This is a genomic window from Exilispira thermophila (genome assembly GCF_055389015.1).
This window is the reverse complement of record NZ_AP042476.1, coordinates 2,156,659-2,178,375: the sequence shown is the minus strand read 5'-3', so window position 1 is coordinate 2,178,375 and position 21,717 is coordinate 2,156,659. Positions and strand designations below refer to the sequence as shown.

The 21,717-nt window shown below is 24.0% G+C and carries 22 protein-coding genes; 6 read left to right on the top strand and 16 right to left on the bottom strand.

Features of this window, described 5'->3' with window-relative positions:
* Positions 1 to 61 precede the first annotated feature (61 nt).
* Positions 62 to 1,366 carry a GHMP family kinase ATP-binding protein gene (locus tag ACZ5EC_RS09215; RefSeq protein ID WP_464302186.1) on the top strand — a complete coding sequence of 435 codons (1,305 nt, stop codon included), beginning with the start codon at positions 62 to 64 and terminating at the stop codon, positions 1,364 to 1,366.
* A 31-nt stretch (positions 1,367 to 1,397) separates the two neighbouring features.
* Here the strand turns inward: ACZ5EC_RS09215 and ACZ5EC_RS09210 are convergent, their stop codons facing one another.
* The 11 genes from ACZ5EC_RS09210 to ACZ5EC_RS09160 form a co-directional block, all read right to left on the bottom strand.
* Entirely contained in the window at positions 1,398 to 1,724 is a 327-nt protein-coding gene (locus ACZ5EC_RS09210) for a thiamine-binding protein (protein WP_464302185.1), read from the bottom strand.
* A gap of 10 nt (positions 1,725 to 1,734) precedes the next feature.
* Complete coding sequence (locus ACZ5EC_RS09205) at positions 1,735 to 2,154, bottom strand: Crp/Fnr family transcriptional regulator (protein ID WP_464302184.1); 420 nt, start codon at positions 2,152 to 2,154, stop codon at positions 1,735 to 1,737.
* A 178-nt stretch (positions 2,155 to 2,332) separates the two neighbouring features.
* Positions 2,333 to 2,722, bottom strand: a complete 390-nt coding sequence (locus ACZ5EC_RS09200) for a cyclic nucleotide-binding domain-containing protein (protein WP_464302183.1) — start codon at positions 2,720 to 2,722, stop codon at positions 2,333 to 2,335.
* Positions 2,723 to 2,996: 274 nt separating this feature from the next.
* On the bottom strand, positions 2,997 to 4,460 hold the full coding sequence (gene gcvPB / locus ACZ5EC_RS09195; RefSeq protein WP_464302182.1) for an aminomethyl-transferring glycine dehydrogenase subunit GcvPB: 1,464 nt from the start codon (positions 4,458 to 4,460) through the stop codon (positions 2,997 to 2,999).
* A gap of 115 nt (positions 4,461 to 4,575) precedes the next feature.
* Positions 4,576 to 5,925, bottom strand: coding sequence for an aminomethyl-transferring glycine dehydrogenase subunit GcvPA (gene gcvPA, locus ACZ5EC_RS09190; protein ID WP_464302181.1), 1,350 nt, complete (start codon positions 5,923 to 5,925; stop codon positions 4,576 to 4,578).
* A gap of 32 nt (positions 5,926 to 5,957) precedes the next feature.
* Positions 5,958 to 6,350 carry a glycine cleavage system protein GcvH gene (gcvH, locus tag ACZ5EC_RS09185; RefSeq protein WP_464302180.1) on the bottom strand — a complete coding sequence of 131 codons (393 nt, stop codon included), beginning with the start codon at positions 6,348 to 6,350 and terminating at the stop codon, positions 5,958 to 5,960.
* A 68-nt stretch (positions 6,351 to 6,418) separates the two neighbouring features.
* The gene (gene gcvT / locus ACZ5EC_RS09180) at positions 6,419 to 7,543 is read right to left on the bottom strand and encodes a glycine cleavage system aminomethyltransferase GcvT (protein ID WP_464302179.1); all 1,125 of its coding nucleotides are present in this window, start codon (positions 7,541 to 7,543) and stop codon (positions 6,419 to 6,421) included.
* A 419-nt stretch (positions 7,544 to 7,962) separates the two neighbouring features.
* Positions 7,963 to 9,222, bottom strand: coding sequence for a serine hydroxymethyltransferase (glyA, locus tag ACZ5EC_RS09175; protein WP_464302178.1), 1,260 nt, complete (start codon positions 9,220 to 9,222; stop codon positions 7,963 to 7,965).
* A gap of 392 nt (positions 9,223 to 9,614) precedes the next feature.
* Positions 9,615 to 11,072, bottom strand: a complete 1,458-nt coding sequence (locus ACZ5EC_RS09170) for a nicotinate phosphoribosyltransferase (RefSeq protein ID WP_464302177.1) — start codon at positions 11,070 to 11,072, stop codon at positions 9,615 to 9,617.
* Positions 11,073 to 11,600: 528 nt separating this feature from the next.
* On the bottom strand, positions 11,601 to 12,236 hold the full coding sequence (gene pncA, locus ACZ5EC_RS09165) for a bifunctional nicotinamidase/pyrazinamidase (protein ID WP_464302176.1): 636 nt from the start codon (positions 12,234 to 12,236) through the stop codon (positions 11,601 to 11,603).
* A 256-nt stretch (positions 12,237 to 12,492) separates the two neighbouring features.
* The gene (locus ACZ5EC_RS09160; RefSeq protein ID WP_464302175.1) at positions 12,493 to 12,843 is read right to left on the bottom strand and encodes a hypothetical protein; all 351 of its coding nucleotides are present in this window, start codon (positions 12,841 to 12,843) and stop codon (positions 12,493 to 12,495) included.
* Between the two features lie 100 nt (positions 12,844 to 12,943).
* Between ACZ5EC_RS09160 and ACZ5EC_RS09155 the strand changes: the two genes are divergently transcribed.
* From ACZ5EC_RS09155 to ACZ5EC_RS09135, 5 genes are all read left to right on the top strand, one after another.
* A complete protein-coding gene (locus tag ACZ5EC_RS09155) occupies positions 12,944 to 13,120 on the top strand; it encodes a ribbon-helix-helix domain-containing protein (RefSeq protein ID WP_464302174.1) in 177 nt (58 codons plus the stop codon).
* 366 nt (positions 13,121 to 13,486) lie between these two features.
* The gene (locus ACZ5EC_RS09150) at positions 13,487 to 13,918 is read left to right on the top strand and encodes a hypothetical protein (RefSeq protein WP_464302173.1); all 432 of its coding nucleotides are present in this window, start codon (positions 13,487 to 13,489) and stop codon (positions 13,916 to 13,918) included.
* 338 nt (positions 13,919 to 14,256) lie between these two features.
* A complete protein-coding gene (gene era, locus ACZ5EC_RS09145; RefSeq protein WP_464302172.1) occupies positions 14,257 to 15,210 on the top strand; it encodes a GTPase Era in 954 nt (317 codons plus the stop codon).
* 339 nt (positions 15,211 to 15,549) lie between these two features.
* Positions 15,550 to 18,570 (top strand): adenylate/guanylate cyclase domain-containing protein, encoded by a 3,021-nt coding sequence (locus ACZ5EC_RS09140; RefSeq protein WP_464302171.1) that lies wholly within the window; start codon positions 15,550 to 15,552, stop codon positions 18,568 to 18,570.
* A gap of 3 nt (positions 18,571 to 18,573) precedes the next feature.
* Positions 18,574 to 19,038 (top strand): methylglyoxal synthase, encoded by a 465-nt coding sequence (locus ACZ5EC_RS09135; protein ID WP_464302170.1) that lies wholly within the window; start codon positions 18,574 to 18,576, stop codon positions 19,036 to 19,038.
* 52 nt (positions 19,039 to 19,090) lie between these two features.
* Here the strand turns inward: ACZ5EC_RS09135 and ACZ5EC_RS09130 are convergent, their stop codons facing one another.
* The 5 genes from ACZ5EC_RS09130 to ACZ5EC_RS09110 all read right to left on the bottom strand — a co-directional run bounded on the left by ACZ5EC_RS09130 (position 19,091) and on the right by ACZ5EC_RS09110 (position 21,708).
* On the bottom strand, positions 19,091 to 19,777 hold the full coding sequence (locus ACZ5EC_RS09130; RefSeq protein ID WP_464302169.1) for a tetratricopeptide repeat protein: 687 nt from the start codon (positions 19,775 to 19,777) through the stop codon (positions 19,091 to 19,093).
* Positions 19,778 to 19,909: 132 nt separating this feature from the next.
* A complete protein-coding gene (gene surE, locus ACZ5EC_RS09125; protein ID WP_464302168.1) occupies positions 19,910 to 20,752 on the bottom strand; it encodes a 5'/3'-nucleotidase SurE in 843 nt (280 codons plus the stop codon).
* A 93-nt stretch (positions 20,753 to 20,845) separates the two neighbouring features.
* Positions 20,846 to 21,064, bottom strand: a complete 219-nt coding sequence (locus tag ACZ5EC_RS09120) for a hypothetical protein (RefSeq protein ID WP_464302167.1) — start codon at positions 21,062 to 21,064, stop codon at positions 20,846 to 20,848.
* On the bottom strand, positions 21,048 to 21,413 hold the full coding sequence (locus ACZ5EC_RS09115; protein WP_464302166.1) for a HepT-like ribonuclease domain-containing protein: 366 nt from the start codon (positions 21,411 to 21,413) through the stop codon (positions 21,048 to 21,050). Before ACZ5EC_RS09115 ends, ACZ5EC_RS09120 begins: the two co-directional genes overlap by 17 nt.
* Entirely contained in the window at positions 21,406 to 21,708 is a 303-nt protein-coding gene (locus ACZ5EC_RS09110) for a nucleotidyltransferase family protein (RefSeq protein ID WP_464302165.1), read from the bottom strand. The genes ACZ5EC_RS09115 and ACZ5EC_RS09110 overlap by 8 nt, the downstream gene beginning before the upstream one ends.
* Positions 21,709 to 21,717 lie beyond the last annotated feature (9 nt).

The following is a 21,717-nucleotide window of genomic DNA, read 5'->3' as shown; positions in this document are numbered from 1 at the left end:
ACTGTTTAGATTGAAAATTAATATATACATAGAGATAAATTTATATAGGAATTGAAAAATTATGAAAAAAGTAAAAGTTTTTTCTTCAGGAAGAATCAATTTTATTGGAGAGCATATTGATTATATTGGTGGTGTATCCATTCCAGCAGCAATAAATTTGTATACAGAAATAAAAATTACTTTACTAAATCAAATTAAACATAAAGATAAAAAGATAGATGAGGATAATTTCAAAATCATAGTTAATTCATTTTATTTTGAACAGGTTGTAAAAGTAGAACCATATTCATTTAAGATTAAAGTTATTTCAAATAATGATAATAAAAACAACCTATCCTGGATTAATTATATTATTGGTGTATTAAAATTTTTGGAAAATATAGGTATAGGTATTAATTTCCCTCATAGGATAGATATTAATGGTAATCTCCCTGTCTCAGTAGGTTTATCTTCTTCAGCTTCATTAATAATAGGATTAATAAGTGCTTATAATAAACTTCTTAATTTGAAGTTATCAAACAACAATTTAATTGAATATGCAAGAATTATTGAAAATAGATATTTAAATTCTCCCTGTGGATATTTAGACCAATATGCAATTGTTTATGGTAAAAAGGATAATTTTATATATATAGATTTTAGAGATTTTACAACAGAATATTTAAAATTAAAAAATAATTTTATTTTTTATGTATTAGATTCAGGCATTAAACATTCAATTGCTGGTGAAGGTTATGGAAACAGAATAAAAGAAAAACAAGAAATTGAAAAGATTATCAAAATAAAAACAGGGTTTTCTATTAGAGATTATATTGATCATTTAATTGAAAGTTATAAATTAATTAATGAATATAATAATAATGAAGACGCTATTTACAAAAATAGCAAAAATAATTGTTTAAAAAATAATAAAAATAATTATTTAAAAGATAAATTTAAAAATTTAGAAAAAGTTATTGAAAAAGAGAATGTAATAAAAGATAAAATATTACAAAAAAGATTTCTACATTTCTTATCAGAGATTTTGAGAGTTTATCTATTTAAAAATTATATTAAAATTGAACAATATATAAAAGCTTTTAACCTAATTAATGAATCTCATTATTCTTTAAGTAAATTTTATGAAGTTTCTCCAGAAGAAATAGAATTTCTAGTTTCTGATTTGAGAAAAAAAGAAGATATTTTTTGGGGAACAAGAATTATAGGTGGAGGTTTTGGAGGCTCAATATTAACTGTTGTAGAAAAATCTAAAAAAGAAGAAGCTGATATTATAATAAATAAACTTAAAAAAAAGTATAAAAAAAATTTTAATATTGATCTTAAATATTTTAAAACATCACTTGAAGATGGATTATTTATTTATTAAAAATATTTATTAAAAATATTTATTAAAAAAATCATTTTTCAAATTTTTTTGTTTTACCTTCAATTGTATCATCAAATATTAATGATTCATGAAGTCTAAATTGAGTTATTACATCACGAGCCCCATATTCAAATGTTGTTTTATGACATAGTTTAGCAAGTTCAAAAAGTTTATCAGCAGGGCCTTCAACTGTTGTACTCATTGCACAAACTTTATATTTTAATCCTGAATTTTTAATTATTTCTATTATCTTGTCAATAATACTATAGTATATATTATTTTCAAAATAATCTGTTTTTGTTTTATATTTATTTTTATCAATTACTCCTGGTATTACTGTTATATCACATACTGCCATAAAATTTCTCCTACAACTTTTTCATCATCTTAATTATTCTATCTGACATTTGATGGATTATTTTATCAACCCATCTTGGATGTAATTTAAAGATTTCTATGAAATCTTTTTCACTAAATTTTAAGACAACTGTATTATCTTCTCTTGCGATAACTGTTGCAGTTCTTTCTGTTTTGCTAAATAATGCCATTTCACCAAAAAGATCTCCTTTACTTAATTGATTTAAAATTTTATATTTCCCATTTTCATTTCTTGTAACATAACAACTACCATGTAAAATTAAATAAATATCATAAGTTTTTTCATTTTCTTTTATTATGATTTGATTTTTTTTATATTTGTAACCATATTTAATTAATAAACTTTTTGGTATCTCCTTATCTCCTTTAAATCCAAAAGTTATTAGATCTTTATCAAAATTGCTATTCATAATAATTCCTCTATAATTTATTATTATTTATAAAATATTATTATTATATACTTATTCTTAGTAATTTAATTTGTACTATTTTATTTTATTTATATCATGTTTTGTTTATTTCAAAATTATAACATCATTTTTGTTTTTATTTCTTCATATTAATTAAAATCAATTTAATTTAAAAAAGTTAATTTAAATTTTTAATGTATTCAGAGTTAAGTTTTTTTAATAAATTGGATAAAGAGTTTATTGAAAGTAAAGATAATTCCCAGCTCATAGAAACTGCCAATAAAAATCCTGATTTTGTCCATTTATAAAGAGTACAATTTTCAAGACATTTAACTTTAGTGATCCTTGGAATTTCAGAATAAACTTCAGGTAAACCAAAAAGTGAATTTTCTAAAAGAATTATTTTATATTTTTCACCATTTTGTTTTTTAAAAGAAAGTTCTACTTTCCCTTTTTCAAGAAAAAATACCCCATTTTCAACAGTATCATCATTATAGGAAAACAAAATTGAATCCTTTTCCAGTTCAATAAAAGTACCACCTATTAATAATGCTTTTTTATCAATCATCAAATTATCCTTTGTAGTATTCTTTTGTTATTTATATAAACTAATAAATCAAAAATTTTAAAATTCAAAAAAAAATATATTATTTTTTAAATTTGCACGTTTTATAATTATGGTATAATTGTCAAATATATATATTATTAACAAAAAAGTTATCTAAAAAAGCTAGTTCTGAAACTTAAGTGATAGCTTCTTTTTTTAATTATAAGTTATATTTTTAAATAAAAAAAGAGCTGTCTCTTGAATTTTAGACAGCCCTTTAAGATTAATTTAAAAATTAGTTAGCAACATCTTTTTCCCATTTTAAGATAGGGTGTTTAGCTGCTTTTACTTCATCTACTCTTTTTATAATTGTATTATGAGGAGCATTTTTAACTATTTCTGGATTTGTTTTAATTTCTTCAAATATCTTTTTCATTATATCTATGAAATTATCAAGTGATTCTTTTGATTCTGTTTCAGTTGGCTCAATCATTATTGCTTCATGAACTATTAATGGAAAATAAATTGTTGGAGGATGAACTCCATAATCAAGTAATCTTTTTGCTATATCAAGTGTTGAAACTCCATATTTTTCCTTTATTTTAGAACCACTAAAAACAAATTCATGTTTGCAAATTCTATCATGAGGAAGATAATAAAATTCTTTTAAATGTTCTTTTATATAATTTGCATTTAGAACAGCAATTTCAGAAGCCTTTTTCAATCCATCTCTACCCATTGTTAATATATATGCTAAAGCTTTTACAATAACACCAATGTTGCCATAAAAACCAGCAATTTTTCCCATAGATTTAGGAATATCGTAATTTAGCGAATATTTCCCATTTTCTTCTTTTATATCAGGTACAGGTAAATAAGGTAGTAATTTTTCATTAACCAATACTGGGCCACTTCCAGGGCCTCCACCACCATGAGGTGTAGAAAATGTTTTATGTAAATTAAGATGAACAGCATCAAATCCCATATCTCCAGGTCTAATTTTTCCCATAATAGCATTTAAATTAGCACCATCATAATATAATAATCCACCAGCATCATGAACTAATTTTGCAATTTCAATAATTTCTTCTTCAAATAATCCCAGTGTATTTGGGTTAGTAAGCATAATTCCTGCAAGTTCTTCATTTAAGTATTTTTTTACTTCTTCAATATCAACAAGTCCTTTTGAATTAGATTTGATTTCAACTACTTTAAATCCAGATATATGAGCAGAAGCAGGATTGGTTCCATGAGCAGAATCAGGTACAAGAATAATTTTTCTATTAGTTTCCCCTCTATCTCTAAAGTATGATTTGAAAAATTTCATTCCTGTATATTCACCATGTGCACCAGCGTAAGGTTGTAAAGTCCCCCATTTCATTCCTGTAATTTCACATAAATATTTTAATGTTGTATGCATTAGTTTAAGAAATCCTTGAGTAGTTTCTTCAGGTTGTAATGGGTGAACATCTGTAAATCCACTAAATCTAGCAACCTGTTCATTGATTTTAGGATTATATTTCATTGTACAGGACCCCAATGGGTAAAACCCAAGGTCAACACCATAATTTCTTCTTGAAAGGTCAACATAGTGTCTTATTACATCAACTTCAGAAACTTCAGGTAATTCAAAAGTAGATTTTCTTAGATATTTTTCATCGATAACTGAGTTGATGTTTTTTTGTTTAATATCTAATTTTGGGAAAATATACCCTATTCTTCCTTCTTTGCTTCTTTCAAATATTAATTTGGTTTTCATTTGAAAGTCCTTTAAAAAATTAATAAAAATAAAAAGTTAATAAAAACAAAAAAATATTTTTTTTAAACAAATATTGTCTATAAAAACTAAATGTTTAAAATTTTTTTTCTAAAAATTATCCAATAATATTTTTTAAACTATTTACAAACTTATCCATATCATCTTTTGTTCTTTTTTCAGTTACAGCAACTAAAAGAACATTTTTAAACTGCTCATCTTTGTTAAATTTAGAAAGTGGAATACCTGCAAAAATATTTTCTTTTTGCATTTTTTTAACAACTGTTTCAGCATCTATTGGTAAAACAACTGGATATTCATTGAAAAATGGAGTATCAAATAAAGGTTTTGCATTAGTATTTTTAATAATTTCTTCAAATAAATAATGAGCTTTTAATGTACTTTGTTTTGAAGCCTCTACTAATCCTTTTTTCCCAACTGTTGCTAAATATACAGTTGTTGCTAATGCAGCCAATGCTTGATTAGAACATATATTTGAAGTAGCTCTTTCTCTTTTAATATGTTGTTCTCTAGCCTGTAAAGTTAAAACAAAAGCTCTTTTTCCATCTTTATCAGTAGTTTGACCAACAATTCTTCCAGGCATTTTTCTTAAAAGTTTGTTTGTTGTAGAAACATATCCAACAGAAGGACCGCCAAAATATGAAGGCAATCCAAATGGTTGAGTATCTCCTATTGCAATATCAGCACCCCATTCACCCTGCGATTTTAAAATACCAAGACTCATTGGATTGGATGAGATTATAAAAAATGATTTATTTTGATGAATAGTTTCAGCAAATCCATCAAGGTTTTCTAGAAAACCATAAAAATTTGGTGTCTGGATCAATACACCTGCAACATCCTCATTTAATTTTTCTTTTAAATCATCAAAAGAGGTAATTCCATTTTTAGATTTAATTTCGACAATTTTTATGTCTAAATCTTTAAAATAAGTTCTCATCACCATTTTTGTAAAAGGGTGAATTGTTTCAGATATAAGTAAAGTTTCTCTTTTTTTAGCTGCATTAATAGCCATAACACCTGCTTCATATGCTGCAGTATGTCCATCATATAATGATGCATTTGATACATCAAGTGAAGTTAACTCACAAATCATAGTTTGAAATTCAAAAATAGCCTGTAAAATGCCCTGTGATATTTCGGCCTGATATGGTGTATATGCAGTAAAAAATTCTGATCTTGATAATATTGTATCAACAGTAGCAGGGATTATATGGTCATAACTCCCTGCTCCTAGAAAAGAGATATAATTATGGATATTGTTTTTTGATAATTCCAGTAATTGTTTATAAACAGAATATTCTGAGGCACCTTCCGGTAAATCCAGAGGTTTGTTTAATATAGCATTTTTAGGAAGATCTATAAAAAGATCTTCAATTGATTTTACCTTAATATCTTTAAGCATCTGCTTAATTTCATCTTCAGTATGAGGGATATAAGGAAACATTTGTTTCTCCTGGTAATTAATTTAACTAATAATTAATGATTTGCTTTTTCATTTTCTACATGTTCTTCATATGCATCAGCATCCATCAAATCATCAAGTTCTGAAGGATCTGACATATCGATTGCAAAGATAAAATTGTCATAAGGAGCTTGATTTATAATTTCAGGAGTATCTTCTAAATCTTCATTGATTTCAACAATGACACCTGAAACTGGAGAGTAAATAGGAGAAGCAGCTTTAACAGATTCAATAGTTAGTACCTCATCTCCTTTGTTTACTTCATCATCAGTATTTGGTAATTCAACATATACTATGTCACCAAGTGACTCTTGAGCATAATCAGAAATTCCAATGTATGCTATGTTGTTTTCAACTCTAACCCATTCATGAGTTTTTGCATATTTAAGATTTTTTGGTATTTGCATATTTTCCTCCTAATTTTTTTTAGATAAAAACATATTTTTTTTAATAAATAAACATAAATTTATTTTTTTCAATTTTTTTTAGGTGAATTTTTGTAAAAAGGTGTTTTTACAATTTTTGCCTTTTTTAATTTTCCATGAATTTCAATTTCTACAATATCTCCAAGCTTAACAATTCCTCTTTTTATTAAAATTAATGCAACAAATTTATTTAACATTGGAGATTTACTTCCAGTAGTAACGTGACCTATTTCAATACCATCTTTAAAAACTTTATTGTTATGTCTTGGAACACCTTTATCTATCATTTCACAGCCCCTGAGGGTTCGTGGGATACCATTTTCTTTTTGCTTAATCAATGCATCTTTTCCACAAAAGTCGGTTTTATCTAATTTTACAAAAAATTTTAAATTAGCTTCTAAAGGAGTTATATCTTTATCAATTTCCTGACCATATAAAGGAAGTTTAGCTTCAAATCTTAAAGTATCTCTTGCACCTAAACCACAAGGTAAAACACCATCTTTTTCAAAAGTATTAATTATTTTTGTCCATAAAGCAGGTGCATCTTCATTTGGTAAATAAATTTCAAATCCATCTTCTCCTGTGTACCCGGTTCTTGAAATAAGAACTTTTTTACCTGCAATTTCAACATTATCTGCAAAATGGAAAAATTTTATTGAAGAAAGGTCATAAGAAGTAAGTTGTTGTAAATATTTTTCAGCATTGGGTCCCTGGAATGCTAATTGAGCAAATTGATTTGAAAGATTTTCTATTTTTAATGATTTGTTGTATTCTAATGCTTTTGGATTCTCTTCTTTAATCCATTTAAAATCTTTATCAACATTTGAAGCATTAACAACTAAAAAATATTTTTCATTACTATATTTATATACAAGAAGATCATCAACAACTCCACCATGAGGGTAACACATAAGGGTATAAATAACTTGATTAACATGTATCTGTTTTACATCATTTGTAACCAACCAATCAACGTAATCTTCAGCATTTTTACCCTCAACAATTATCTCTCCCATGTGTGATACATCAAAAAGGCCTGCATTTTTTCTAACTGCCATATGTTCAGCAATGATTCCAGCTTTAAAATTTACTGGTAATTCCCACCCACCAAAGTCGATAAGTTTTACACCTTCATAATCTTTGTAAGTGTTGAAAAGAGGAGTTCTTTTTAACATTATTATCTCCTTGAAAAAAAATTTTTTTTTAAAATAGTACTTTATTTTTTTTTGACAACTAATTATTCTAAAATAATTTTTTAATGTCTCTAATATAATAAAATTAAAAAAAAATAAAATTAGGAAAGATAAAATAATAAAATAATTGCTAATATCAACAAGTATAAAATATAACCAAAAATTGAAATTGTAAATAAAAATAATTAAAAAAATTATCTATAAGAATAATCAAATAAATTAAACTGAAAAAAAGGCTGTCTAAAAACTTATAAAATAGTTTTCTTTTTATTTAAAATAAATTTTATTTAAAATATATATAATGACTATAAAAAAAGGGGATATCCTTTAAGTTTAAGGATAACCCCTACTAATAAAATAAACAAATAGTTTAGTTTTTTAATATGAATATTTTAATTAATTTAAAATAAAATTCCCTTATATAATGGAAATTTTTTACATAATTCTATAACTTCCTGTTTTACTTTATTTTGAGTTTTTTCATCTTTTTTAGTTAATACTCTATCAATAAGTTCTGCAATAATTTTCATTTCTTCTTTTCCCATATCCCTTGTACTTAATTGTGGTGTTCCCAATCTAATTCCTGATGCAACTTTTGGAGGATTTGGGTCAAAAGGGATTGTATTTTTATTACAAGTTATGTTTGAGTTATCTAAAAGTTCTTCAGCTTCTTTTCCAGTTAATCCTTTTGGTGTAACATCAACAAGCATCAAATGATTATCTGTTCCACCAGAAACAATTCTAAAACCTCTATTTGCTAATTCATCCGCTAATGTTTTTGCATTTTCAACTATTCTTTTTTGATATTCTTTAAATTCTGGCTGCAATGCTTCATAAAATGCAACAGCTTTAGCTGCTATTACATGCATTAAAGGACCACCCTGAATACCAGGAAAAACTGTTTTATTGATGAGTTTATAAAGGTCTTTATCATTAGTCATTACCATACCACCTCTAGGACCTCTCAGAGTTTTATGTGTAGTAGTAGTAACAAAGTGAGCATGTTCAACTGGATTTGGGTGTAATCCTGCAGCTACAAGTCCAGCTATATGAGCCATATCTACCATTAAATAAGCACCAACTTTATCTGCTATTTCTCTAAATCTTTTAAAATCAATAATTCTTGGATAAGCAGATGCACCACAAACTATTAATTTTGGTTTTTCTCTTTTTACAGCTTCTTCCAGAGCATCATAATCTATTTGTTCTGTTTCCTTATTGACACCATAATGAAAAACCTGATACATTTTTCCTGTAAAATTAACAGGAGAACCGTGTGAAAGGTGTCCACCATGGGAGAGATCCATGCCAAACATTTTATCACCTGGTTTTAATATTGAAAAATAAACAGCCATATTAGCTTGAACTCCAGAATGGGGTTGAACATTAACATATTTTACATTAAATAACTGTTTAGCTCTTTTTCTTGCTAATCTTTCAGCTTCATCAACCCATTCACAACCACCATAGTATCTTCTACCAGGATACCCTTCGGCATATTTATTTGTTAATACAGAACCTTGAGCTTCTAAAACAGCTTTTGATACTGCATTTTCTGAAGCAATTAATTCTAATTTTTCTTCCTGTCTTTTTAATTCATTTTGAATTACAGAATAAATTTCAGGGTCAACACTCTTTAAATCTTTAGCTAAATTACTCATATATTTTCTCCTTTCTTTTCTTGTTCAATTTATTTAGTAAAACTTTTATATTGTAATTTTTATAATTAAGGTTTTTACATTTTTTTATATTAACTTTTCTACTAATCTGGTTTATTTATTTTAGTTTATAATAAACAATTATCAATAATAGATTTTTTATATTGGTAAATATAATTTATATTTTTTGATATTATCAAATATTATTTGTACTTTATATGATTTTAGAATTTATAACTTCTGTTTTAGATTATTGCAACCTTTTTTTAAATGTTTTTAATTTAAATAATATTTATTATATTTTCATATTAAGAAAGTATTAACAATATAAATTAATAAATCTAAATTTTTAAATTATTTATTAAATTTTGTTTTTTTTGCTAAATAATAAATTATTATTTTCCCTTTATTTCTTCTATCATTTTAAATTTAAGTTTTTTTAAATCTTCTGAAAGGCTTACCTTATAAATATGTGGATTGATAAGTCTTTTATATGTATAGTGCAATTTTTTTAAATTTTCTAAAGTATTTTCTTGAACTTTTTTTAAATTATCAAATTTAATTAATGGTGTTCCATTTTCAAAAACTTTTTGTAGTAAAATTTCAGTTTTCTCATAATTAGAAAGTTCAACAAATTCATGTTCAAGATAAGGGTGATAACATTTAATAAGCATTTGTTTTTTTACTTTTTTCAATACATTATCAGTTATATTTTTACAATCAAGAAAGATTATATCATCTATCATAAAACCATCTTTATCATAAAATCTTAGAACATTTTTTCTTCCTGGATTTGTTGTTTTCCCTATATTGTTAGATATTTTTATTGTTGGTATATATTTGTTTTTTATTTTTTTAGCTGAAATTTTATAAACACCACTTAAAGAAGGATCACCCTTTGCAGTTACCAGGTTAGTACCAACTCCCCATGCATCAATAGGAGAACCATTGTTAATAAGTTGCTCTATTATAAATTCATCAAGTTCATTAGAAACAAAAATTTTTGCTTCTTTTAAATTGTTTTTATCAAACATTTTTCTTGCTTCTTTACTTAAAAACTCAAGGTCACCACTATCTAATCTTATTCCAAAATTTTTTTTACCCTTCTTTTTTAATTTTTTTAATACTTTTATAGCATTTGGAATTCCACTTTCTAAAGTATCATAAGTATCAACTAACAAAATACAGTTGTCCGGGTACATTTCAGCATAAGCTTCAAATGCTTCAAGTTCTGTAGGAAAAGACATTATCCATGAGTGAGCCATTGTTCCTGAAACAGGTATTCCAAACATTTCTCCTGCCATTGTATTTGAAGTGGCTATTGCTCCACCAATATAAGATGCTCGTGTTGCTAAAATTGCTCCATATGGGCCATGAGCTCTTCTTAATCCAAATTCAAGAATTTTACCATTTTTTGAACTTTCAACAATCCTTGCTGTTTTAGTAGCAATTAAAGTTTCATAATTAATTATATTCAAAAGCATTGATTCTATTAACTGAGCTTCTATAATGTTTGCTTCAACTCTTATTAAAGGTTCATTAGGAAAAACAACTGTTCCTTCTCTAACAGAATATATATCTCCAGAAAATTTAAAATCTTTTAAATATTCTAAAAATTCATCTTTAAATGTATTCAATGATTTGAGATATTCAATTTCTTTTTCAGTAACTTTGATGTTTTTTAAAGCTTTTAGTAAAGTTTCAAGACCAGCAAATATAGCATATCCCCCTTTAAATGGGAATTTTCGAAAAAACATATCAAATACTACATTAATATTTTTATGTTTGTAAAAATATCCTTGCATCATTGTAAGTTCATATAGGTCAGTTAATAAAAAAAGATTTTCTAACATTGAAATCTCCTAAATAAATAAAAAGTTAATACTAACACTTCTCTATAATAGTATTTTTAATTTTTTTAAAATCAACTAAAATTGTAATTTAAATTTTAGGATATTTATCTACTTTTTTTAAATATAGTTCTTATTTATTTTTTAAGTACCTTTTTATTTATAAGATTTGTTCTTTAAGCTGCTATTAAAGTTGTATTTTATTATATTTGTTTTAATGTTTTATTAAATTTTAATGTTTTATTAAAAAGGAAATAATTAGGAAATTGTATTACATTGATACAACATCTTTTGGAGATTGGAATATTGAAGATATTTTTGAAGATTTTATAAATGTAAAGATAATCAATTATTATGAATAAAAGTTTTATTATTATTTTTTAATTCAATATGGATTGGATGTTATGATTCAAATTTTTATCAATCTATAATAGCAGTCAATAAAAAAATTATTAAAGATGCAATTGTTAAATTAAAAAAGTAAATTTTAAAAAATAAATTTTATAAAATTCGTTTTTATATAATTACATTTTATAAAAATTCTATTGTTTTTGAAGAATAAATAATTTTTATCCCATTTGAAATTAATTCTTTTTTTATTTTTTCTGCATATCCTTCAGGTAGGTCAACAGCTTTTGTACCATCTTCTATTATAAATGTTTCAAATCCCAATTTTTTTGCATCAAATGCAGTATAGGCTACACAAAAATCGAATGCAAGGCCAGCTATAAAGACTTGTTTTATACCAAGGGTTTTTAAATAACCTTCTAAACCAGTTTTTGTAGATTTATCATTTTCAAAAAAACCTGAGTATGAATCAATATTTACATTATTTCCTTTTCTTATAATAAGATTAAAATGTTTTGTATCCAAATCAGGGTGAAAATCAGCTCCTTTTGTTCCCTCTACACAATGAACAGGCCATAAAACCTGTTGTATACCATTAATTTCAATTGTAGAATATAATTTTTTATTATGACTTTTAGCAAATGAGATGTGATTTTGGGGATGCCAATCTTGAGTAGCAATTATTTTATAAAATTTGTTTTCATATTTATCAATGATTTTGTTTATTATTGGTACAACTTCATCCCCATTTTTAACTTCTAAAGCACCACCTTTACAAAAGTCATTTTGCACATCAACAACTATAAAGGCTGATTTCATTTTTGTTCTCCTGTAAAGTAAATGTTAATATTATAAATTTAAATAAAAATATTTTAAATAAACTTTTACTATTAAACATTTAAAATAACTAAAAACAGATTGATAAAAGATAATATTATTTTATTAAATTTATCCTTAAAATAAATATATAATCAAAATATTAATAATCAATCAAAATAACATTTGTAAAAAGACTATTTTTTAAATAAAAATAAGAAAGTAAAGAAATAATAAAGTTAAAATTATGGAAAATTGTTTATTTGAAATTTAAAAGGTTGTTTTTCCAGGCTCTGGAAAATATTTCTGCCATTTCAATTTCTTCTTCACTTAAATTAGAATTATTATAAATTGAAGTAGTTTTATAAGTATTTGATTTATTATCATCTTTTTCAATATTATTAATCATTACTTCTAACATTACCTGCAACATATCGATCAATGAGTTTTCATTTACTTCAGTTCTATCAATTAACAAAGAAAATAAACTCATTGAAAAATTAGCAATGTCATTTAACTCAATATTTTCTGAAAGTTCAATAACAATTTTTCCTTTTTCCTGTTGTGAAATGGTTATAGTCTTTTTATCAATTTTCTTGTTTTTCTTCATAAATACCTCTAAAAAAAATAAACATGATATTTACAAAATGTCAATATTGACTTATCTTTAAATAAATGTTTAAATATTACAAAATTTAAAAGGAGCTTAAATGAAAAGTGTACCTATTGAAGTTTCAGAAATTTTATTACAGGAAATTGATGAGATGATTAAAGCAGGGTATTATAAAGATAGAGTTCAAGCCGTTAATGATGCATGTGATCAATTAATTAAAAAATTTAAAATATCAAAATTAAGAGAAAAAGAGAGACATAGTAAAAATAATTAAATTTGTTTGATTTATTTTAACTTGAATATTTTTTTAACTATATTTTTGTTACAAATTATACTTTTATAAATTATATTTTTTATATTTTTCTAAACTCTAAATGATAAATTTTTTATTACTATTTATTTTATTAAATTAATTTATTAAAAAAAAATGTCTTATTATCCCATTTGATTGTAGATATCTGTTTTTCTATCGATAACTAAAAAAATGAAAGTAATTTTTTTATAATACAATCTTAAGATAAATTAAAATAAAAAATTTTATAAAATAACAAATTTTAGTGATAATGTTAAAAATTAAAAAAAATAAATTGGTCGATTAAAAATGTATTAAATTAAAAGCATTAAATTATAAGGGTTTTTTATGAAAAAAATTAATATATATTTATTTTTATTATTATTCTTGTTTATTTTTACAATTGTTATTTTTTCTCAAGAGGTTAGAGAATATGATACAAATGGTGATGGAAAAGCTGATAGATGGGTTTGGATTATTAATACATTTGTTTCTAAAATTGAAATGGATATGAATTATGATGGTCAAGTTGATGCTGTTTTTAAGTATACAATTAAAGAAACAAATGCAATTTTAGTTTATGAAAAATTTGATACAGATTATGATGGTGTATTTGATGATTTCAAATATTTTAAAGATGGTAAATTTGTTAGAGAAGAGATAGATAAAAATAATGATGGAAGAATAGATATATGGATTTATGTGGTTGATGGGTATATCTATAAAATAGAAAAAGATACTGATTTTGACGGAAAAGTTGACGAAGTGATAAACTATTAATTAAAATATTAATATATAATTTTAATTATTTTTCAGTAAGTCATAATAAATTAAATTCCTTATTTAAAAATCTTTTTATTTTATTATTTAATTTTTATTTCAGTATTTAACAATTATATCTCTTAAACAATATTTTTTTTCAGATTTAATTATTATTTTTATTATCATCTTTATTTTTATCATTATTTTTTTTATTTTTACTTTTATTAATTTTATTTGTTTATATAATTAATTTTGCTTATTTATTAATTTTAAATTTCCACTTATACTATTCCATTTTAATTTGTTTTTATTTACAATTTACACAAATGTTTTATTTTATAGATTGGAGATAAAAAATGGTAAAAGCAGGATTTGTCACAATTGTTGGGACACCAAATTCTGGAAAATCAACTTTTTTAAATAGGGTTTTAAATGATAAATTATCAATTGTTTCTTCAAAACCTCAAACAACAAGAAAACAAATTAAAGGTTTTTTTACAGAAGGTAATAAACAGATTGTTTTTGTGGATACTCCTGGATTTCACAAATCTGACAAATTATTCAACAAATTAATGGTTGAAGAGATTTTAGAATCTCTTGAAGGTATAGACCTTGTTATTTTTATAACTGATATTTCAAAAAAAATTGATGAAGATGAAAATATTTTATTAGGAATTTTGAAAGAAGTAAAAATACCTAAAATATGTCTTTTAAATAAAAAAGATTTAGGGATAAATAAAGAAAAATACGAACTAATTAATTCAAAAAAAACGATTTTTGACAAAATATTGTTAATTTCCACTTTAAATGGGGAAGATGTAAAAAATGTGGTTGAAAATATATATGTTTATTTAAAAAATGTTGAACAATTTTATTATCCTGAGGATATTATATCAGATATAACTGATAGGGAGCAAGCTGAAGAGATTATAAGGGAAGAGGTTTTTTATTTTACAAAAAATGAGATTCCATATTCAACATATATTGAAATAATTCAGTTTTTAGAAGATGAACAATTAATTGAAATAGATGCTAATATTGTTGTAGAGAAAAACAGTCAAAAACCCATTTTAATAGGGAAAAATGGACAAATGATTAAAAAGATTAGACTTGCATCTCAAAAGGAACTAAAAAGAATTTTTGAAAAAAAAGTTAAATTAAATCTATTTGTAAAAGTTGAAAAAAATTGGACAAAGGATATTAATCATTTATCCAACCTGGGGTTTAGTAAAACTGTTATTAACAAATATAGAAAACAAAAGACAAAAATTAAAAAATATAACAATAAAAAGAAAAAAAATAAATTTTAGACATTTCAAAAATAATATAAAAATAGATAAGAGTAAAATTAATAAAAAGAGTTATAGATATGTAAAATAAATAGGATAAAAAAAATATAGAAAGAAACTAGAATATTCGAAAAATTTTGAGAAATATGAATTAAAATAACCAGAAAAGGAAATAATTAGAAAAGAAAATAAATATATAAAAAATTAAAACAAATTTAAAATAATGAGAAGATATTTATATAATAAATTACAGAGTTATAAATTAAAGAGAGTTATAAAATAGACATAAGGTAATAAAAAAATAAATTAAAAACAGATATAGGTTAAATAGAAGAAATATAAAATAAATAGAAGAAAAACATGGATAGTAAAAATATTATTAAATTAAAACATGGGGAAAGAAGAGAAGTAACTGTAATTTTTTCTGACATGAAAGGTTTTACAAAACTTTCTGAAAATCTGGATCCTGAAGAGATAGATATTTTAATGAACAAAATATTTAGTGCTTTTTCAAAAGTTGTAAATAAATATGAAGGTTTCATTGAAAAATATATAGGGGATGCTTTAGTAGCTGTTTTTGGAGCCAAATCTATACATGAAGATGATCCAGCAAGAGCTATTTATGCAGCTTTAGAATTTATTAATGAAATAGAAAGACTTAATAAAGAAATCGATAACCCGGATATAAATTTAAAATTTAAATCAGGAATAAATACAGGGTTAGTTACAATTGGGAAAAGAGGAGAATTTGATGTTGTAACTGGCCATACTTTAGCAGTAGCGTCCCGTCTGGAAAATTATGCAAAAGAAAATGAGATAATTGTAGCTGAGGAAACAAAAGAGAAATGTGAAACAATCTTTAATTTTTCATCACCAATTTCAATAAAATTAGATAAAACAGATGAAGTTGTAGTTGCCTATAAAGTTATTGGTATTAAAGAGATATCAAGTTATTCTTCTCCATTTGTTGGAAGAAAAAATATTATAGATGTTCTTTTAAAAAAGTATTTAAAAGATACAGAGGAAATATTAACTTCATTTTATATTTATGGTGATGCAGGTATTGGGAAAAGTAGATTAATATATGAATTTTCAAATAAAATAAAAAAATTCCCCGAATTTTATAACCAATTTCTTTATGCAAAAGCAAATTCTTTTAGTCAAAATGACTTTGATATTATAAGTAAGATGTTATTAAATTATTTTGAAATAAATAAAGATGATGAATATGAAAAGGTAAAATTGAAAATAAAAAAAAAGATGGAAATAGATGAAGAACTTTTAAAAGTTTTTTATAACTATGTATTAGACAATTCTTTAATATTAGACAAGAATTTAAATAAAAAAAATCAAGGGATTAATGATAAATTGTTATATGATACATTTTTAACAATATTTATAAATATATTTGAAAAGTACAAAGAAAGTTTATATTCAGTTATTATTGTAATTGACAATGCTGAATTTATAGATAAAAAAAGTAGAGATTTTTTAAGAATTTTAATAGAAAAATCAAATATTAAACCTTTTTTTATACTTTCATCAAGAGCAATTAGAAATGATTTACTTAAAATTTTCCCTGGAATCAAATTAATAAAGTTAGAACCTTTATCAATTAAAGAATCAAAATTGCTATTACAAAAAATGGTTAAATTTAAATTAAATGATAGTTTATTGGCATCATTGCTTGAAGAAACAAAAGGTAATCCTTTTTTTATTGAAGAGTATTCAAAGTTTTTAAATAAAACAAAAAATATTAATGAGATTCCTGTGTCGATTCAGAATCTTATCCTGTCAAATATTGATAGATTGGATTTCAAATATAAATATGTATTAAAAATATGCTCTGTATTTAATATTCCATTCAAAAAGGAAGAAATAGAATATTTGTATAATAAAACCTCAAATAATGCTATTGATATATACAATATTTTAGAAATTCTTGTTAGAGATGGGTATTTAATAAAAGATAATTCATATTATAAGTTTAGACAGAAAATTATTCAGGATACAGTTTATAATTCTATTTTGAATCAGAATAAAGTATTGTTACATAATTTGATTGCTGATTTATATTCTCAAAAAAGGTCCAAAAATATATTCATAATTTTGTATCATCTTGTAAATGGACAAAATTATACAAAAGCCAAGGATTTCATCATTAATTATTTTGATCATTTTACAATTGATCAAATGGATTATTTAGATAAAGTAATTGATAATCTTGATAACAATGATTATGAAGGAAAGATAAAGCTTTTATTTATTAAATATACAATATTGTATAATAATGGTAGAATTGAGGATATAACAGATATAATTAATTCAATTTACAATATTGCATTTAAATTAGAAAAAGAAAATTATTTTGGTTTGTTTTATCATTTGTTGTCATCTTATTATTTTACAAAATTTGATTATCAAAATGCACATTTTTTTGGTAAAAAAGCTATATTTTATTATAAAAAAAATAAAACTGAAAATATTGATCATCTTTCAAATGTTCAAAGGTTTACTGCAATTTCATGTTTATTTATAAATAAAGAAGAAGAATCAATAAAAATAATTAATGAAATTGTAAATGAAACCGAAAGGCAAATTGGTTTAAGTTTTTATAATTTTTATAGAGGATTGTATGAAGAAGGTCTTGATAGTATATTGTCTCTATATAAAAATTCAAAAAATTTACCAGAAAATTATAAATTATTAGTAATAAACTATATAATTGATTTTTTATATGAAATAGGAGATTTTACAAGGTTAAAAGATTATGCTTATGATTTTATAAACAATGTTGTTCCTAATTATAGATTTTATTCAAAAATTTATGCTTATTTAGGTATTTCTTTATTTTATCTTGGAGATAAAAAAAATGGGAGTGGATTTTTACAAAAAGCTGAATATTATTCTATACAATTAAAAAATAATTATTTTAAAACAAAGGTTATTACCTTTTTAGCAGAGGGGTATCTACTTGAAGGAAATCTTGTAAAATCTGAAGAAAAAGCAAAAACAGCATTAAATATATCTATTGTTGAGGGAGACCACTTACAAACATTTGAATTGATTTTAATTTTAATTTTAATTAATGTTAAAAAAGAGAATTTTGAAAAAGTTCTATTTTATTTAAATGAAGGGGAGTCTTATATTGGTCTTAATTTAATTACTGACTTTAAATATAAAGCTATGTTCTTTTATTTGAAATATAAATATTGCAAAGATAATATTTCTAATAAAAAGCATTATTTGAAAATTGCTTATAATTTTTTAATGAAAAAACTTGAAAAATTTAGGTCTAAAGAATTAAAAGAAAGATTTTTAAATTTTAGATTTAATAAGAAAATTATCGAAGATTATGAGAAAGAAAATAAAAGGGGATAAATTATGGGATATTATTTTGAAGTTGAAATGGAACCAAGAAAAAAGATAGCTTTAATTGCTCATGATGGAAGAAAAAAAGATTTGCTTTCATGGGTAAAAAATAATGTTGATATTTTAAAACACCATGAATTGTTTGGAACTGGAACAACAGGTAAAATTATTGAAGAAAAAACAGGGTTGAAATTGAATAAATTTAAAAGTGGTCCATTGGGTGGAGACCAACAAATAGGAGCTTCAATTGTTAATGGTATAATTGATATGATGATCTTTTTCTGGGACCCTATGGAACCTTTACCACATGATCCAGATGTAAAAGCTTTATTAAGAATTGCTGTTTTATATAATATTCCAATAGCTAACAACTTTGCTTCTGCTGATTTTTTAATATCTTCTCCTTTAATTAATAGAGCTTATAAAAGAAAAATAATAGATTATGAGAAAAGAATTAAAAGGAATATTGAGTTATAAATATTAAATTATATATCAATATTAAATTGTATTAGATTGTTTATTTTAAAGGTTAATCCTTAATTTTAGATAAAACTTTTCTCAAATGTTCCATAATCTCCTTTTCCTTAGGTGCAATGGTGTAAGCTTTCCTTAAAAAAGTTTGAGCTAAATTATAATCCCCTTTTTTATAATAAGCCCATCCCATTGAGTCTAATCTTGCAGGATTATCTGGATCCTGTTGTAATGCTTTTTTAATATATTCTATCCCTTTATCAATATCAGTTTCTGAATCAACTAAAATATATCCTAAAGTGTTCATTGCATTGTAATTATCTTTTTTTGTATCTAATGCTTTTTGTGCAAGGCTTATTGCTTTAGCTGTTTCTCCAATTTCATAATAGCATGTTGCTAAAGCATTATATGTTGGAGATGAATTTAATCCTGAATCAAGAATTTTCTGAAAATAAAAAATCGCGTTTTTATATTTTTTAATTTTATAATAAAGATATCCAAGTAATAAATTAACTTGATTTCTTATAAAAAAATCTTCAGCTTTTGATGAAACTATCTTTAAACTTAAAATTGCATCATTAATTTTCCCTTTTTTTGCATATATTAGACCTTTATAATAATTTGCTTTTTCATGTTCAGGTTCTAAAAAAGTAATTTTCCCTAATTCTTTTAAACTTTTGTTGAATTCACCGGATTCAAAATATTTTTTAGCTTTTGCAAGATATTTATCTATACTTTTGATCATTTAAATTTATTCTCCTCCAAAAGAAAATTTTTATTTTATAAAACGATAAATAATAATTTTTTATTAAAATTTATTTAAAAGTTTGTATTAATCTCTTTTTATTGATTTATTTATTAATTTAATAAAATATTACTAATTAAAAAGATCTACAATAGTTTCAGGCCTAATAAAAGGTGTTCCAAAATTTGGATAAAATACAGGAGTTATTGAAACATATCCATTATGAACAAAATATGCATCAGTATATTCAGTGTAACATTCTGCAGGATAACCACCTTCTACAATCAGAAATTTTTCCCCTTTTTTCTCTTCAAACAAAACATAGTCTTTATAATCCCTTTGTGATAAATATGCAGGTTTTATCCCTTTAATTTTATCATAATATGTTAGATCAGGGAAATTGATATTAAAAATCACAGAAAGTATCAGGTTTTTATAAAAATTTGATTCTTCTGGAATAAAAGATGATATTGAATTTTTAAAATAAATAAATCCTTTTTGTAATATTGTATCAATGTTGTTATATAATTTTAAAAATATATTATTAAGGGTTTTTCCAATTTTATCAAAACCGAAAGGTTCAGTATATTTATTTATGGAAAATGTAAAAGAAGGGATCCCTTCTTCAGCACCACGCATTCCTGCAGAAAAAGTTCCAGAATAGAAAATATCAGTTCCAAGATTCGGGCCTCTGTTTATTCCTGAAATAACTGCATCAAAATCAATCTCTTTAAAAAAACCTTTAATTCCTGAGAAAACACAATCAACTGGAAATCCTGATAAAGAATATTTTTTATCACTAATTTTTTCATAAAAAATGGGTTTAAATAATGAAACAGAATGAGAAGTTCCGGACTTTTCAGCATCAGGTGCTACAATAAAAATTTCAGTATCAGGGATTTTGTTTAATAATTTTTCTAATGTTTTTAAGCCATCAGAATAAATTCCATCATCGTTGGTAATAAGGATTTTCACATTATTATCCTGTAAATTTATTTTTGGTTCTCTTTCATAATGTATGGGTAATTATTCCAAGCCACCTGTAATTTGTTATATTTTTAACATAAGTTAATCATTCACTTTTATTGTTTCATCGTATCTTAAAAGTTCCGCTTCCCATTCCGGTTTTAATCCAATTAAGACATTAACAAAATAACTTTTTCCTGTGGTGTCATAACCTTCTTCTATATCTTTTAGTTTATCTCTTAAATCATTAAAGCTGTTAAAACCAAAGAGATTTAGAAAGTATTTGTTTAAAATTAAGTGTTTTTCAAGATTCAATTTCATCTTCCCAGCCCTCTCCTTTAATAATGTTTTTCAGTTTTTCAAAAAGCACCGGTATATTTTCATATACTATGTCCCATACCACTTCTTTATCAATTCCAAAGTAAAAGTGTATAAATTTATCTCGTGTTCGTGCAATTTTACTCCATTCCACATCTTGATATTTTTTTACAAACTTCTCTGAAACATTTTTCACTGCTTCCCCAATTATTTCAATATTTCTGACTACTGCATCTAATGTCTTATTATCTTCTGCAAATTCTTCAAAACATAAATTTTTAGTATATTCTAAAATCTTCTGACAGGCTAAAAACATATCTAAAATATATTCTTTGGTCTCTCTTTTATACATATTCTACCTCTTTTTTTATCCTCTCTTTTACAGACTTAATCCTTATACTTTCAATTCCACCTTGTGTTAAAATATCAACTTCTCGGTTAAATAGTTTTTCCATAAACTCTACTAACCCCCCGAAGTTTTCAAAAGTTGCTTTACCTTTTTCAAACTCAACAACAATATCTATATCGCTATCTTCTCTTAATTCATCCCTGACTGCTGAGCCGAAAATGCCTATTGTCTTTACACCGAATTTCTTTAATTCTTCCATATCCTTTCTCAATAATTTTTTAATTTCTTCTTTTCTCATACTCTTACC